Here is a 14,900-nt window from a genome sequence, read left to right on the forward strand (position 1 = left end):
CCTTCGAGAAAACGGCTCTCATTATCCGCCGTTTGGCCAGCAAGACCAACGCCGGTTCGCGCGCAAGCTCGCACTGCGCGAAACGAGGACTTCCTCGAACGGCGTTCGCTTTTTTCACAATACGAGATACAATCGTTTCAACACCGCTTGACGCGTCAACCGATTTCTCCCCCGACATGAGCCAACCCACCCCGGATTCAAAAACGTCGATCCAGGTGATCGAACGCATGATGCGGTTGCTGGACGCGCTCGCCGCGCACAGTGACCCTGTCAGCCTGAAGGAGCTTTCGCAGCGCACGGAGCTGCATCCGTCGACCGCGCACCGCATCCTCAACGACATGGTGACCTGCCGTCTCGTCGACCGCTCCGATCCCGGCACGTACCGCCTCGGCATGCGGCTGCTCGAGCTCGGCAACCTCGTGAAGGCGCGCCTGTCGGTGCGCGACGCGGCGTTGATGCCGATGCGCGAGCTGCACCGTCTCACCGGGCAGACCGTGAACCTGTCGGTGCGCCAGGGCGACGAGATCGTCTATATCGAGCGCGCATATTCGGAGCGCTCGGGGATGCAGGTCGTTCGTGCGATCGGCGGCCGCGCGCCGCTGCACCTCACGTCGGTCGGCAAGCTGTTCCTCGCGGCCGACGAAACGTCGCGCGTGCGCGCCTATGCGACGCGCACGGGGCTGTCCGGCCATACGCAGAACAGCATCACCGACATCGCGAAGCTCGAGCGCGAACTGACGATCGTCCGCCAGCAATCGTGCGCACGCGACAACGAGGAGCTGGAACTCGGCGTGCGCTGTATCGCGGCCGGCATCTACGACGATTCGGGCAGGCTCGTCGCGGGCCTGTCGCTGTCGGCACCGGCCGATCGCCTGCAGGACGCGTGGCTCGGCCAGTTGAGCCGCACGGCCCTCACCATCTCGGAATCGCTCGGCTACCGGCCGGCGCCCACGAAGGATGCGAACGGGCTGCAGCGGCAGGCGTAAGCCGCGCCGCCGGCACCGGTTCTCCGGAACCAAAAAAATGCCCCGCGATTGCGGGGCATTTTTCTTGCAGCCATCGGCGCGACGGCGAACCGCCGCAGGCACCATCAGGTCCCGCCGTTCGGCGTGTTGGCGGCCGTCAGGCGCTCGCCGCCGCCGGCATCAAGCCAGTTGCGCAGGCGCGCCGCGTCGGCAAAGCGCGAATACTTGCCGAACGAATCGAGCAGCACCATCACCATCGGCCGACCGTGGATCGTCGCCTGCATCACGAGGCACTCGCCCGCCTCGTTGATGAAGCCCGTCTTCTGCAGGCCGATGTCCCACGAGCCGTTACCGCGGATCAGCGCGTTCGTGCTGTTGTAGACCAGATTGCGCTTGCCCGTGTACACCTCGTAGGTGCGATCGGTCGAGAACTGGCGGATCGTCGGATACTGGTACGCCGCATTGACCATCTTCACGAGGTCGCGCGCGCTCGACACATTCGAGCTCGACAGGCCCGTCGAATTCTCGAAGTGCGTATCGGTCATGCCGAGCGACTTCGCCTTCGCGTTCATCGCGGCGATGAACGCCGGACGGCCGCCCGGGTAGTAACGCGACAGCGCGGCGGCCGCGCGGTTTTCCGACGCCATCAGCGCGATGTGCAGCATGTCCTCGCGCGACAGCACCGAGCCGACCGACAGGCGCGAGCCCGTGCCCTTCTCGTAGTCGCGGTCTTCGTCGGTGACTTCGATCTGGTCGGCCATCGGCGACTTCGAGTCGAGCACGACCATCGCCGTCATCAGCTTCGAGATCGACGCAATCGGCACGACGGCGTGCGAATTCTTGTCGAACAGCGGATCGCCGGAATTCTGGTCGACCACGTACGCGACGCTCGAACGCAGCGCGAGCGCGTCCGGCGTGTCGTGCAGGCCGAACGCCTGGCCGACCGTCGGCCGACGCGGCTGGAACGCGACCTTGCGGACCGCGCCACGATGGCCATGCACGTTCGACACGAGCGTCATGCGCTTGCGCGACGCCTTCGCGCGCGGCGCATCGGCCGCGGCGACCTTGGCGGATTGGTCGGATGCTGCCCTGACCGACTTCTTCTTCGCGGACGAAGCAGGAGCGGCGGCCTTTTTCTTGGCGGCTTGTTGGGTCTTCGCAGTGGCGGCAAAGGCGTCAGCGGGCGCGACGGACGCGGTGGTCGCCAGCAAGGCGACTGCGACCGACACAGCCGTGCCGAGCGTCATGCTCTGCAACAATCTGCGCGGTGAAAACGATTCGGCTTTCATTGGGGTCTGGACAAAGCGGGCGGGAGGTTTCCGCAAGTGTAGTTAAAGCTGAAAAAAAGAGCAATATTAGGCACTTACCGATCGTCGTTAAACCGGAATGTAAGGGTCGACCAACATCTGCTCGATCGACCCTCCCGCCCCCATCGAAAAAATTCATGGGATGCGCTGCCCGACAGCACCCGCCTCCCGATTACCACACGGTTAATTGAGATAACGTCACTTTGGAGGCAATTTAAAGCGGGGAAACTACGTATCCGGCGCTCGGTGTGCCAGGGGCGCCGGTCTCGACCGTGGCGGCGGCACGTCGCCACGGCACGCGCATCGAAACAGCGCGTTTTTCGACAGAAACAGAAGGATAACGTTCCACAGGCCTGACAGGTTTACCTGTGCATGATGATAGTGCGCCGCGCATGCCCCGCGGCCGTGCGCACTATCTGGGAACGTGCGTGAAACCGATTCCGGACGGCCACGATAACTCGTTGTTTTATCGATAATTTGTCGTTATTGTGCAACGCACAAAAAAATACTTGACAACGGTTTTCTCTGCCCTAAAATACGCTTCATTGCTGCGTTGCACAAAGCACGCACATCCGAGATTCCCCAGCGTAGTGCCCTTTACCCTGCGATCGACGCGATCGCTTTTCAGGAGCTTGACATGTCCTTGCTGACCCCCGAGCAAATCGCCGCCGCACAGAAAGCCAACCTCGAAAGCCTGTTCGGTCTGACGACCAAGGCGTTCGAAGGCGTCGAAAAGCTGATCGAACTCAACCTGCAGGTCGTGAAGTCGACGCTGGCCGAGAGCCAGGAAAACGCACAGCGTCTGCTGTCGGTGAAGGATGCACAGGAACTGATCGCACTGCAGGCCAGCCTGTCGCAGCCGGTCGCGGAAAAGGTGCTGTCGTACGGCCGTCACCTGTATGAAATCGCTTCGTCGACGCAAGCCGAGTTCACGAAGGTTGCGGAAGCACAATTCGAAGAGCAGAACAAGAAGGTCCAGGCACTGGTCGACAACGTCGCGAAGAACGCCCCGGCCGGTTCGGAAACGGCTGTCGCCGCACTGAAGTCGGCTCTGAACGCTGCGAACACCACGTACGAAACGGTTCAGAAGGCAACGAAGCAAGCCGTCGAGATCGCCGAGACGAACTTCAACGCCGCTGCAGCCGTCGCAACGAAGGCTGCCACCGCCGCTGCCGCACGTCGTACGAGCAAGCCGGCCGTCTAAGCGTCCCCTGCTCCTGAAAAAGCCGCGCTGTGCGCGGCTTTTTCGTTTCCGGCGCCGAAACACGCGCGACCCGGCAGCCGCCCGCCGGTCTCGAGCGATCTTGAGCGCCGGCCGCGCGCAAGAGAAAACGCCGCCGCCCGGATTGCCCGGGCGGCGGCGTTTTTTCGTGGCCGGCGCATGGCCGGCCGTGCCGGTCGCGTTACTTCTTGCGTTGCGGCGGCAGGTCGGTGCAGACGCCTTCGTACAGCTCGGCGGCCATGCCGACCGATTCGCCGAGCGTCGGGTGCGGATGGATCGTCTTGCCGATGTCTTCCGCGTCCGCGCCCATCTCGACGGCGAGGCACACTTCGCTGATCAGGTCGCCTGCGTTCAGGCCGACGATCGCGCCACCGATCACGCGATGGGTTTCCTCGTCGAAGATCAGCTTCGTGAAGCCTTCGTCGCGGCCGTTCGCGATCGCGCGGCCCGAAGCGGCCCACGGGAACACGGCCTTGCCGTACTTGATGCCTTCGGCCTTGCACTGGTCTTCCGTCTTGCCGGCCCACGCCACTTCCGGATCGGTGTAGGCAACCGACGGAATCTGCAGTGCGTCGAAGTACGCCTTCTCGCCGTGCGCGGCTTCCGCTGCGACGTGGCCTTCATGCACGGCCTTGTGCGCGAGCATCGGCTGGCCGACGACATCGCCGATCGCGAAGATGTGCGGGACGTTCGTGCGCATCTGCTTGTCGACGTCGATGAAGCCGCGATCCGTGACGGCGACGCCTGCCTTGTCGGCGCCGATCTTCTTGCCGTTCGGGCTGCGGCCCACCGCGACGAGCACGAGGTCGTAGCGCTGCGCTTCCGCCGGCGCCTTCTCGCCCTCGAACTTCACGTAGATGCCGTCTTTCTTCGCTTCCGCGCCGACCGTCTTGGTCTTCAGCATCACGTTGCCGAAGCGCTTCGCGTTGTACTTTTCCCAGACCTTCACGAGGTCGCGGTCCGCCCCCATCATCAGGCCGTCCATCATTTCGACGACGTCGATCTCGGCGCCGAGCGTCGCGTACACCGTCGCCATTTCGAGGCCGATGATGCCGCCGCCGATCACGAGCATGCGCTTCGGCAGCTGGCGCAGTTCGAGTGCACCCGTCGAATCGACGACACGCGGATCTTCCGGCATGAACGGCAGGTTCACGGCCTGCGAGCCCGCGGCGATGATCGCCTGCTTGAACTTGACGACCTTTTTGCCGTTTTCGCCCTGCACTTCCATGTGATACGGATCGACGAATGCGCCGACGCCCGTGACGACTTCGACCTTGCGTGCCTTCGCCATGCCGGCGAGGCCCGTCGTCAGCTTCTTGACGACGCCGCCCTTGAAGTCGCGCAGCTTGTCGAGATCGACCTCCGGCTTGCCGAACGAGATGCCGTGCGACGCGAGCGCCGCGGCTTCGTCGATCACGAGCGCCGTGTGCAGCAGCGCCTTCGACGGGATGCAGCCGACGTTCAGGCACACGCCGCCGAGCGTCGAATAGCGTTCGACCAGCACCGTCTTCATGCCGAGATCGGCTGCGCGGAACGCGGCCGAGTAGCCGCCGGGGCCGGCACCGAGCACGAGCATGTCGCACTCGACGTCGACCGTGCCGGCGTAGCTGCCGGCTTGCGGCGCGGGCGCCGGAGCGGCGGCGGCCGGTGCCGGCGCAGCTGCTGCGGGCTTCGCCGCTTCGGGCGCCTTCGCGGGTGCGGCGGCGGCCGATGCTTCGACGATGGCGATGACCGTGCCTTGCGAGACTTTCTCGCCGGCCTTGACCTTGATTTCCTTGACCGTGCCGGCGACGTCGCTGGGCACTTCCATGGAGGCTTTGTCCGATTCGAGCGTGATGAGCGTTTGCTCTTTTTCGATCACGTCGCCCGGCTTCACATTGACTTCGATGACATCGACGCCGCTGAAATCGCCGATATCCGGAACCTTGACTTCGATGAGACTCATTACTGTCCCCTTCTTGATTAGCTGCAGACAGAGGGGGAGAAACCCGCGAAAGAACCCACTACTACGGCCTGGCAAGAAAACGCGAACCTGGGCAGAACCACCTTTGCCGTCCGCCCAAGGACGCGCCTTTCTTTTGGTTACTTTTCTTTGGAAGACAAAGAAAAGTGACCGCCGCCCCGCGCAGGGGCGACGCTAGCAGACCGTTAGCAATACAGGTTCAACGACAGGCGCGGATGACCGACACAAAACCCACGCCCCAGCGAGCCACTCCCACGCTCATCAAAGAATGATGCGACGGAAATCGCCAAGCAACGCGCCGAGATACGCATTGAACCGTGCGGCTTCCGCGCCATCGATCACGCGATGGTCATACGACAGCGACAGCGGCAGCATCAGGCGCGGCACGAACTGCTTGCCGTCCCACACCGGCTTCGTCTGGCCGCGCGACAACCCGAGGATCGCCACTTCCGGCGCGTTGATGATCGGCGTGAAGTTCGTCCCGCCGATCCCGCCGAGCGACGAGATCGAGAAGCACCCGCCCTGCATCTGGTCCGGCTTCAGCTTGCCGTCGCGCGCGGCCTTCGACAGGTCGGTCATTTCCTTCGCGATATCGACGAGACCCTTCTTGTCCGCATCGCGAATCACCGGCACGACGAGGCCGTTCGGCGTATCGGCGGCGAAACCGACGTGGAAGTACTGCTTGAACACGAGGTTGTCGCCGTCGAGGCTCGCGTTGAAGGTCGGGAATTTCTTCAGCGCGGCGACGACCGCCTTGATCACGAACGCGAGCATCGTGAACTTCACGCCCGCCTTCTCGTGCTCCTTGTTCAGCTGGACGCGCAGTGCCTCGAGATCGGTGATGTCCGCTTCGTCGTTGTTCGTGACGTGCGGGATCATCACCCAGTTGCGATGCAGGTTCGCGCCCGAGATCTTCTTGATGCGCGACAGCGGCTTCGCCTCGAACGGGCCGAACTTCGAGAAGTCGACCTTCGGCCAGGGCAGCAGGTTCAGCTCGCCGCCGCCTGCCGGCGCGGCTGCCGCGCCCGGCGCTGCGCGCTGGCCCGTCATTACGCCCTTCACGAAGCCCGTGACGTCGTCCTTCGTGATGCGGCCCTTCGGACCCGAACCCTGCACGCGTGCGACTTCGACGCCGAGTTCGCGCGCGAACTTGCGCACCGACGGCGACGCGTGGCTCGCACGGTATTCGCCCGACGGCGCAGCGGCCGGCGCGGCGGCAGCCGGTGCAGCCTTCGCGGGTGCGGCGGCGGGTGCCGGAGCCGGAGCCGGCGCCGCAGCAGCCGGAGCCGGTGCGCTCGCCTGCGGTGCGGCAGCCGGTGCGCCTGCGGCTTCGAGCAGCACGATCAGCGTGCCTTCCGACACCGAATCGCCCACCTTCACCTTGATGTCCTTCACCACGCCGGCGGCCGGGCTCGGCACGTCCATCGTCGCCTTGTCCGATTCGAGCGTGACGAGCGACTGCTCCTTCTCTACCGTGTCGCCGATCTTCACGCCGATCTCGATCACCGGGACGTCCTTGTAGTCGCCGATGTCGGGCACCTTCACTTCGAGCGTGCCGCCGGCTGCGGCCGGTGCAGCTGCGGCCGGTGCCGGCGCTGCCGCCGGAGCCGCCGCCGGCGCAGCCGCGCCGTTCACCTGCACCGCGGCGCCGCCTTCGAGCAGGATGATCAGCGAGCCTTCCGACACGGAATCGCCCACCTTCACCTTCACTTCCCTGACCGTGCCCGCCGCGGGGCTCGGGACGTCCATCGTCGCCTTGTCGGACTCGAGCGTGACGAGCGACTGCTCGGGCTCGACCGTATCGCCCGCCTTCACGAGCACCTCGATGACGGGCACGTCCTTGTAATCGCCGATATCCGGCACCTTCACTTCGATCGCTTGACTCATCTGTTTCTGTCTCCATGGCCGCGCGCGCCTCTCGCGGAAGCGGCGCGCGGCATCACACGGCGTGTGCGTTAAACCGTCATCGGGTTGGGCTTGGACGGATCGAGGTTGTACTTGGCAATCGCGTCCGCGACCACCTTGCGCTCGATCGTGCCTTCGTCGGCCAGCGCGTTGAGCGCCGCGACGGTGACCCAGTGACGGTCGACTTCGAAGAAGTGACGCAGCTTCTCGCGGGTATCCGAGCGGCCGAAGCCGTCCGTGCCCAGCACGACGAAGCGGCGATCGACCTGGCCGCGGATCTGGTCGACCAGCGCGCGGACGTAGTCGGTCGACGCGATGACCGGGCCCTGCGTGTCCTTCAGGCACTTCTGCACGTGCGACAGACGGCGCTCCTCGGTCGGATGGAGCAGGTTCCAGCGCTCGACCTGGTGGCCTTCGCGCGCGAGCTCGGTGAAGCTCGGCACGCTCCACAGGTCGGCTGCGACGCCCCAGTCGTTCTTCAGCAGGTCGGCGGCAGCGATCACCTCGTTGAAGATCGTGCCCGCGCCGAGCAGCTGGACGCGCGGCGCCTTCTTGTCGGCGTCGGCCTTCTTGAACGCGTACATGCCCTTGATGATGTCGGCCGCCACGTGCTCGCCCTGCGGAATCGCCGGGTGCTCGTAGTTCTCGTTCATCACCGTGATGTAGTAATACACGTCTTCCTGATCCTGCACCATGCGGCGCAGGCCGTCCTGGACGATCACCGCGAGCTCATAGCCGAAGGTCGGGTCGTAGCTCACGCAGTTCGGCACCGACGCCGCCCACAGGAGCGAGTGGCCGTCTTCGTGCTGCAGGCCTTCGCCGTTCAGCGTCGTGCGGCCCGCGGTACCGCCGAGCAGGAAGCCGCGCGAACGCATGTCGCCCGCGGCCCATGCCAGATCGCCGATCCGCTGGAAGCCGAACATCGAGTAGAAGATGTAAAACGGCACCATGATCTCGCCATGCGTCGAGTACGACGTTGCCGCCGCGATCCAGTCGCACATGCCGCCCGCTTCGTTGATGCCTTCCTGCAGGATCTGGCCGGTTTCCGATTCCTTGTAGAACATCAGCTGGTCGGAATCTTCCGGCACGTACTTCTGGCCTTCCTGGTTCCAGATGCCGATCTGGCGGAACAGGCCTTCCATGCCGAACGTACGCGATTCGTCCGGGACGATCGGCACGACGCGCTTGCCGAGCGCCTTGTCCTTCAGCAGGATGTTCAGGATCCGCACGAACGACATCGTCGTCGAGATCTCGCGGCCTTCGCCCGTGCCCTTCAGCAGCGGCTCGAACACGTCGAGCGCCGGCACCGGCAGCGACGTCGCCTTCTCGCGGCGGTGCGGCAGGTAGCCGCCGAGGTCCATGCGCTTCTGGCGCATGTATTCGAGTTCCTTCGAGCCTTCCTCGAACTTGAGGTACGGCACGTCGGCGATCTGCTCGTCGGTGATCGGCAGGCGGAACTGGTCACGGAACTTCTTCAGTTGCTCGACCGGCAGCTTCTTCTGCTGGTGCGTGATGTTCATCGCCTGGCCCGACTCGCCCATCCCGTAGCCCTTGATGGTCTTCGCGAGGATGACGGTCGGCGCGCCCTTCGTGTTCGTGGCTTCGTGGAATGCCGCGTAGATCTTGTGCGGATCGTGGCCGCCACGGTTCAGCGCCCAGATGTCGTCGTCCGACCAGTCGGCGACGAGCGCCTTCAGTTCAGGCGAGTTGAAGAAGTGCTCGCGAACGAACGCGCCCGACTCCGACTTGTACGTCTGGTATTCGCCGTCGACGGCTTCCATCATGCGGCGCATCAGCGCGCCCGTCTTGTCGCGTGCGAACAGCGCATCCCAGCGGCTGCCCCAGATGACCTTGATCACGTTCCAGCCGGCGCCGCGGAATTCCGATTCCAGTTCCTGGATGATCTTGCCGTTGCCGCGCACCGGGCCATCGAGACGCTGCAGGTTGCAGTTGATCACGAACACGAGGTTGTCGAGCTTCTCGCGGCTCGCCATCCCGATCGCGCCGAGCGATTCCGGTTCGTCCGTCTCGCCGTCGCCGAGGAACGCCCAGACCTTGCGGCCCGCGGTCTTCGCGATGCCGCGCGACTCCAGGTACTTCATGAAGCGTGCCTGGTAGATCGCCATGATCGGGCCGAGACCCATCGACACGGTCGGGAACTGCCAGAAATCCGGCATCAGCCACGGGTGCGGGTACGACGAAATGCCGTTGCCGTCGACTTCCTGGCGGAAGTTGTCGAGCTGCTCTTCCTTCAGGCGGCCGAGCAGGAACGCGCGCGAGTACACGCCCGGCGACGAGTGGCCCTGCACGAACACGAGATCGCCGCCGTGCTGGTCGGACGCCGCGTGCCAGAAGTGGTTGTAGCCGACGTCGTAGAGCGTCGCGGCCGACGCGAACGATGCAATGTGGCCGCCGACGTTCGTGTCCTTGCCTGCGCGCAGCACCATCGCCAGCGCGTTCCAGCGCGTGTACGAACGAATGCGGTGCTCGATGTCCTGGTCGCCCGGGATCTTCGCCTGGGCATTGACCGGAATCGTGTTGATATACGGGGTATTGGCGGAAAACGGCAGGTGTTCGCCGTTCATGCGGGCGAACTCGATCTGCTTTTCGATCAGGTAATGCGCGCGGCCGGTGCCCACGGAGGAGATCACGCCGTCGAGCGACTCCAGCCACTCAACGGTTTCTTGCGGGTCGTCGTCACGTTCGGCGGCGACAAATTTCATCACTTCGTTCGGTACAGCGGACATTCTCGTCTCCTGGGTCCTGGAATGTGAGGATCGCTCTCATGCAGACGACGCGACGCGGCGGGCTGCGGGCAAGCTCCAGCGGATTGTAATGAGCGTGCCCGGGCATGCGCAACAGAATTTTCGAATTGTGAGATCTTTTCTCGTAATGTGGAATATTGCTGCGCCGCACCCATATTCCGGGGCTCTCCGGCGCGTCCCGACGGAACAAATCCGTTTCCGCTCAACATATCCGGTATAGGTTTTCCATGTATTGCGCTGCGCTACAATCCTGCCATGTTGACCGATCGGCTTTTCGCACGCTCGGCGCGACCGTCGGGCCCGCCGGCAGAGTCGCAGCCGTCCCGTTGGCACCACGGACCGTGGTGGTCCAATTCCTATTTGCTGACGCCGCTGCTGTCGATCCTCGTGTTCCTCGTGGTGATGAGCCTCATCCTGTGGAGCCTCAATCGCCGCGAACAGCAGCAGCAGGAAGACACCCTCTTCCGTAACGTCGCGTGGGCGCAGCAGCAGATCCGCCTGTCGATGACGGGCGCGCAGGAGCAACTCCAGGCGCTGTCGCGCGATCTTGCGGCCGGCCGCCTCGACCAGAACGCGTTCCAGATGGCCGTCGCGGACGTGATGCAGACGCATCCGGAAATCCTCTACCTGAACTGGTACACGGCGCCCGGCGTGCAGCGCTGGCCGGCCGTGCATCCGCCGCTGCTCGGCCAGCGGCTCGCGAAGCCCGGCGACGCGCAGATGCAGGACGCCGTGCGCGGCGCCTACGACGAAGCGCGCAGCACGCGCCGCCAGGCCTATTCGCCGCTGATCTACGACGACTTCGGCAACGGCTTCATCACGCTGCAGACACCCGTGATGCGCGGCGACCGCGAATATCTCGGCTCGATCGCCGCGGTGTTCTCGGTCGAAGGCATCCTGAAGCACGACATCCCGCAGGAACTGTCGTCGAAGTACAAGATCTCGATCACCGACGCGAACAACCGCGAGCTGTCGTCCACCTCGACGCGCCCGCGCCTGCCGCGCGACTCGCACTACGACCTGCCGCTCGATCCGCCCGGCCAGGGGCTGACCGTGCGCGTGTACGCGTTCCCGCAGCTCACGAACCTGACCAACAACACGCTCGTGTGGCTCGTCGCGGGGCTGTCGTGCTTCGTGCTGTGGAGCCTCTGGAGCCTGTGGAAGCACACGCGCCAGCGCTTCGAGGCGCAACAGGCGCTATACGCGGAAGCGTTCTTCCGCCGCGCGATGGAAAATTCGGTGCTGATCGGCATGCGCGTGCTCGACATGCACGGCCGCATCACGCACGTGAACCCTGCGTTCTGCCGGATGACGGGCTGGGACGAGACCGACCTCGTCGGCAAGGTCGCGCCGTTCCCGTACTGGCCGCGCGACGCTTACCCGGAAATGCAGCGCCAGCTCGACATGACGCTGCGCGGCAAGGCGCCGAGCTCGGGCTTCGAACTGCGCGTGCGACGCAAGAACGGCACGCTGTTCCACGCGCGCCTGTACGTGTCGCCGCTGATCGACAGCTCCGGCCGCCAGACCGGCTGGATGTCGTCGATGACCGACATCACCGAGCCGAAGCGCGCGCGCGAGGAACTCGCGGCCGCGCACGAGCGCTTCACGACGGTGCTCGAAAGCCTCGACGCCGCGGTGTCGGTGCTGGCCGCCGACGAGGCCGAGCTGCTGTTCGCGAACCGCTACTACCGCCACCTGTTCGGCATCCGCCCGGACGGCCATCTCGAACTGTCGGGCGGCGGCTTCGACCGCGCGCAGGCATCGTCCGACTCGATCGACATGGTCGACGCGTTCGCGGGCCTGCCGGCCGCCGCGCTGACGAGCAGCACCGCCGATGCGCAGGAGGTGTATGTCGAAAGCATCCAGAAGTGGTTCGAGGTGCGCCGCCAGTACATCCAGTGGGTGGACGGCCACCTCGCGCAGATGCAGATCGCGACCGACATCACGACCCGCAAGAAGGCGCAGGAACTCGCGCACCAGCAGGAAGAAAAGCTGCAATTCACCAGCCGATTGATGACGATGGGTGAAATGGCGTCGTCGATTGCTCACGAATTGAATCAGCCGCTCGCCGCGATCAACAACTACTGCTCGGGCACGCTCGCGCTCGTCAAGAGCGGCCGCGGCACGCCCGAGACGCTGCAGCCCGCGCTGGAAAAGACCGCGCAGCAGGCGCTGCGCGCGGGGATGATCGTCAAGCGGATCCGCGAATTCGTGAAGCGCAGCGAGCCGAAGCGCCAGCCGGCGCGGGTCGCGGACATCGTCGCCGACGCGGTCGGGCTCGCCGAAATCGAGGCCAGGAAGCGCAGGATCCGGATCGTCACGGAAATCCTCGCAAGAATGCCTATTATTTATGTCGACCCCGTGCTGATCGAGCAGGTGCTGATGAACCTGATGAAGAACGCAGCCGAGGCGATGGCCGACGTGAAGCCGGTGTCGGCGGACGGCGTGATCCGCGTCGTCGCCGACATCGATGCGGGATTCGTCGACATCCGTGTGATCGACCAGGGCCCGGGCGTCGACGAAGCGACCGCCGAGCGCCTGTTCGAACCGTTTTACAGCACCAAGTCCGATGGGATGGGCATGGGGCTGAACATCTGCCGTTCGATCATCGAATCGCATCGCGGGCGTCTGTGGGTGGTCAACAACGTCGAGCCGGATGGCCGCATTTCCGGCGCGACGTTCCACTGCAGCCTGCCCATTGGGGAACCCGCTGATCTCGGCCGAGGGGGGCGCGAGGCATCGGCATCACATACCGTTACGGGAGAACTATGAATAGCCCTGTCACCACCACTCAGGAAACCGTCTTTGTCGTCGACGACGACGAGGCTGTACGGGACTCGCTGCGCTGGCTGCTGGAGGCGAACGGCTATCGCGTGCAATGCTTCTCGAGCGCGGAGCAATTCCTCGATGCATACCAGCCGGCGCAGCAGGCCGGCCAGATCGCGTGCCTGATCCTCGACGTCCGGATGTCGGGCATGAGCGGCCTCGAACTGCAGGAGCGCCTGATCGCCGACAATGCCGCGCTGCCGATCATCTTCGTCACGGGTCACGGCGACGTGCCGATGGCCGTATCGACGATGAAAAAGGGTGCGATGGACTTTATCGAGAAACCGTTCGACGAAGCCGAGCTGCGCAAGCTTGTCGAGCGGATGCTCGACAAGGCCCGAAGCGAAAGCAAGAGCGTCCAGGAACAGCGTGCCGCGAGCGAGCGCCTGTCGAAGCTGACCGCGCGCGAGCAGCAGGTGCTCGAACGGATCATCGCGGGCCGCCTGAACAAGCAGATCGCCGACGATCTTGGCATCAGCATCAAGACGGTCGAGGCGCACCGCGCGAACATCATGGAAAAGCTCAACGTCAACACGGTGGCCGACCTGCTGCGCCTCGCGCTGTCGAAGAAGCAGGCCTGAGCGTTCGCCGGCCGCGGCGGTGCTGGCCGCCCGGCCCGGGGCCTGTTCACGCCGATAACGGGCAGGCCCTTGCCGCCCCGCGCGATGCGGCCCACTCGCGCGGCGGCAGCCTTTCCTCCCGGCGCGCGAGCGCCGCGGCCATGACGCTTCCCGCTTGTTCGCTGTCGGACGGCAGCAGGCGAACGGTATAATCGCGTGCTTTGCTGCGGCACTTCGGGTGCCGCACGCCCGCATTCCAACTTCCCGGCAGGACCCAGTACCATGACAGCCCTCCTCATCGACGGCAACGCCCTTTCGAAGACCTTGCGCGCGCAGGCCGCCGAACGCGCCGCCGCCCTGACCGCACGCGGCCACCAGCCCGGTCTCGCGGTGATCCTCGTCGGCGAAAACCCGGCGAGCGAAGTCTACGTACGCAACAAGATCAAGGCGTGCGAGGACAACGGTTTCTTCTCGCTGAAGGATGCGTACCCGGCATCGCTGTCGGAAGCCGACCTGCTCGCGCGCATCGACGCACTGAACCGCGACCCGAAGATCCACGGCATCCTCGTCCAGCTGCCGCTGCCCGCGCACATCGACAGCCACAAGGTGATCGAGGCGATCGCGCCGGAGAAGGACGTCGACGGCTTTCACGTCGCGAACGCCGGCGCGCTGATGACCGGCAAGCCGCTGTTCCGCCCGTGCACGCCTTACGGCGTGATGAAGATGTTCGACGCGCACGGCATCGCGCTGCAGGGCGCGAATGCGGTCGTGATCGGCCGCTCGAACATCGTCGGCAAGCCGATGGCGATGATGCTGCTCGAAGCCGGCGCGACCGTGACGATCTGCCACAGCAAGACGCGCGACCTCGCCGCGCACACGCGCGAGGCCGACATCGTGGTCGCCGCGGTCGGCAAGCGCAACATCCTGACCGCCGACATGGTGAAGCCCGGCGCGACGGTGATCGACGTCGGCATGAACCGCGACGACGCGGGCAAGCTGTGCGGCGACGTCGACTTCGCAGGCGTGAAGGAAGTCGCCGGCCACATCACGCCGGTGCCGGGCGGCGTCGGCCCGATGACCATCACGATGCTGCTGATCAACACGATCGAAGCCGCCGAGCGCGCCGCCGCGGCCGCCTGACCCCTGCCCGCTCAGCCGGCACGCTTCCGCGCGCCGGCGCCTCATCGGCCACACCGCGCCGGCCGCCTCTCGGCGGCCGCGTCGCCAGACGGCCCGACGCCCCGCATCCGACCCTGCGTCAATCGCGCCATTAGAAACTAACGATTGGAAAGCGCACGATGCGCCCCAATAATGTCGGTATCGGGCGCGATCGCGCCCTGCCGCCGTTACCCTTTTCATCCCGGTTCATCCGGCAACAGACAGGGAG

General features: G+C 65.0%; 9 protein-coding genes and 1 pseudogene. 5 read left to right on the forward strand and 5 right to left on the reverse strand.

All coding sequences use genetic code 11. From position 1 onward, the window contains the following. The first annotated feature begins 176 nt into the window (after window positions 1-176). Window positions 177-986, forward strand: a complete 810-nt coding sequence (locus tag CUJ89_RS11760) for an IclR family transcriptional regulator (protein WP_114177470.1) — start codon at window positions 177-179, stop codon at window positions 984-986. Between the two features lie 104 nt (window positions 987-1,090). Here CUJ89_RS11760 and pbpG read toward each other — a convergent pair whose 3' ends face one another. Next, on the reverse strand, window positions 1,091-2,254 hold the full coding sequence (gene pbpG, locus CUJ89_RS11765) for a D-alanyl-D-alanine endopeptidase (RefSeq protein WP_114177471.1): 1,164 nt from the start codon (window positions 2,252-2,254) through the stop codon (window positions 1,091-1,093). 655 nt (window positions 2,255-2,909) lie between these two features. On the opposite strand from pbpG, the gene CUJ89_RS11770 reads away from it, so the two are divergent. Next, entirely contained in the window at window positions 2,910-3,476 is a 567-nt protein-coding gene (locus CUJ89_RS11770; RefSeq protein ID WP_114177472.1) for a phasin family protein, read from the forward strand. A gap of 199 nt (window positions 3,477-3,675) precedes the next feature. On the opposite strand, the gene lpdA is transcribed toward CUJ89_RS11770, so the two are convergent. The 4 genes and pseudogenes from lpdA to CUJ89_RS38945 form a co-directional block, all read right to left on the reverse strand. Beyond that, on the reverse strand, window positions 3,676-5,439 hold the full coding sequence (gene lpdA, locus CUJ89_RS11775; protein ID WP_114177473.1) for a dihydrolipoyl dehydrogenase: 1,764 nt from the start codon (window positions 5,437-5,439) through the stop codon (window positions 3,676-3,678). 279 nt (window positions 5,440-5,718) lie between these two features. Then, a complete protein-coding gene (gene aceF, locus CUJ89_RS11785; RefSeq protein WP_114177474.1) occupies window positions 5,719-7,344 on the reverse strand; it encodes a dihydrolipoyllysine-residue acetyltransferase in 1,626 nt (541 codons plus the stop codon). A gap of 68 nt (window positions 7,345-7,412) precedes the next feature. After that, complete coding sequence (gene aceE / locus CUJ89_RS11790) at window positions 7,413-10,109, reverse strand: pyruvate dehydrogenase (acetyl-transferring), homodimeric type (RefSeq protein WP_114177475.1); 2,697 nt, start codon at window positions 10,107-10,109, stop codon at window positions 7,413-7,415. 136 nt (window positions 10,110-10,245) lie between these two features. Continuing rightward, window positions 10,246-10,463: pseudogene (locus tag CUJ89_RS38945) on the reverse strand (hypothetical protein); the annotation flags it as partial. Between CUJ89_RS38945 and fixL the strand changes: the two are divergent. The 3 genes from fixL to folD all read left to right on the forward strand — a co-directional run bounded on the left by fixL (window position 10,383) and on the right by folD (window position 14,653). Then, window positions 10,383-12,899: an oxygen sensor histidine kinase FixL gene (fixL, locus tag CUJ89_RS11800; RefSeq protein WP_114177476.1), complete on the forward strand. Its 2,517-nt coding sequence runs from the start codon at window positions 10,383-10,385 to the stop codon at window positions 12,897-12,899. The pseudogene CUJ89_RS38945 and the gene fixL sit on opposite strands and share 81 nt — an antisense overlap. Next, window positions 12,896-13,534, forward strand: a complete 639-nt coding sequence (gene fixJ / locus CUJ89_RS11805) for an oxygen response regulator transcription factor FixJ (RefSeq protein WP_006493245.1) — start codon at window positions 12,896-12,898, stop codon at window positions 13,532-13,534. Before fixL ends, fixJ begins: the two co-directional genes overlap by 4 nt. Before the next feature lie 261 nt (window positions 13,535-13,795). Continuing rightward, window positions 13,796-14,653, forward strand: coding sequence for a bifunctional methylenetetrahydrofolate dehydrogenase/methenyltetrahydrofolate cyclohydrolase FolD (gene folD, locus CUJ89_RS11810; protein ID WP_114177477.1), 858 nt, complete (start codon window positions 13,796-13,798; stop codon window positions 14,651-14,653). Window positions 14,654-14,900: the final 247 nt, after the last annotated feature.

Source organism: Burkholderia pyrrocinia, assembly GCF_003330765.1.
Lineage (GTDB): Bacteria > Pseudomonadota > Gammaproteobacteria > Burkholderiales > Burkholderiaceae > Burkholderia > Burkholderia pyrrocinia_B.

Excerpts from the sequence above, each read along its gene's own strand:
- CUJ89_RS11760 (WP_114177470.1), top strand. The coding sequence starts at position 177 with ATGAGCCAACCCACCCCGGATTCAAAAACGTCGATCCAGGTGATCGAA.
- pbpG (WP_114177471.1), bottom strand. The coding sequence starts at position 2,254 with ATGAAAGCCGAATCGTTTTCACCGCGCAGATTGTTGCAGAGCATGACG.
- CUJ89_RS11770 (WP_114177472.1), top strand. The coding sequence starts at position 2,910 with ATGTCCTTGCTGACCCCCGAGCAAATCGCCGCCGCACAGAAAGCCAAC.
- lpdA (WP_114177473.1), bottom strand. The coding sequence starts at position 5,439 with ATGAGTCTCATCGAAGTCAAGGTTCCGGATATCGGCGATTTCAGCGGC.
- aceF (WP_114177474.1), bottom strand. The coding sequence starts at position 7,344 with ATGAGTCAAGCGATCGAAGTGAAGGTGCCGGATATCGGCGATTACAAG.
- aceE (WP_114177475.1), bottom strand. The coding sequence starts at position 10,109 with ATGTCCGCTGTACCGAACGAAGTGATGAAATTTGTCGCCGCCGAACGT.
- fixL (WP_114177476.1), top strand. The coding sequence starts at position 10,383 with ATGTTGACCGATCGGCTTTTCGCACGCTCGGCGCGACCGTCGGGCCCG.
- fixJ (WP_006493245.1), top strand. The coding sequence starts at position 12,896 with ATGAATAGCCCTGTCACCACCACTCAGGAAACCGTCTTTGTCGTCGAC.
- folD (WP_114177477.1), top strand. The coding sequence starts at position 13,796 with ATGACAGCCCTCCTCATCGACGGCAACGCCCTTTCGAAGACCTTGCGC.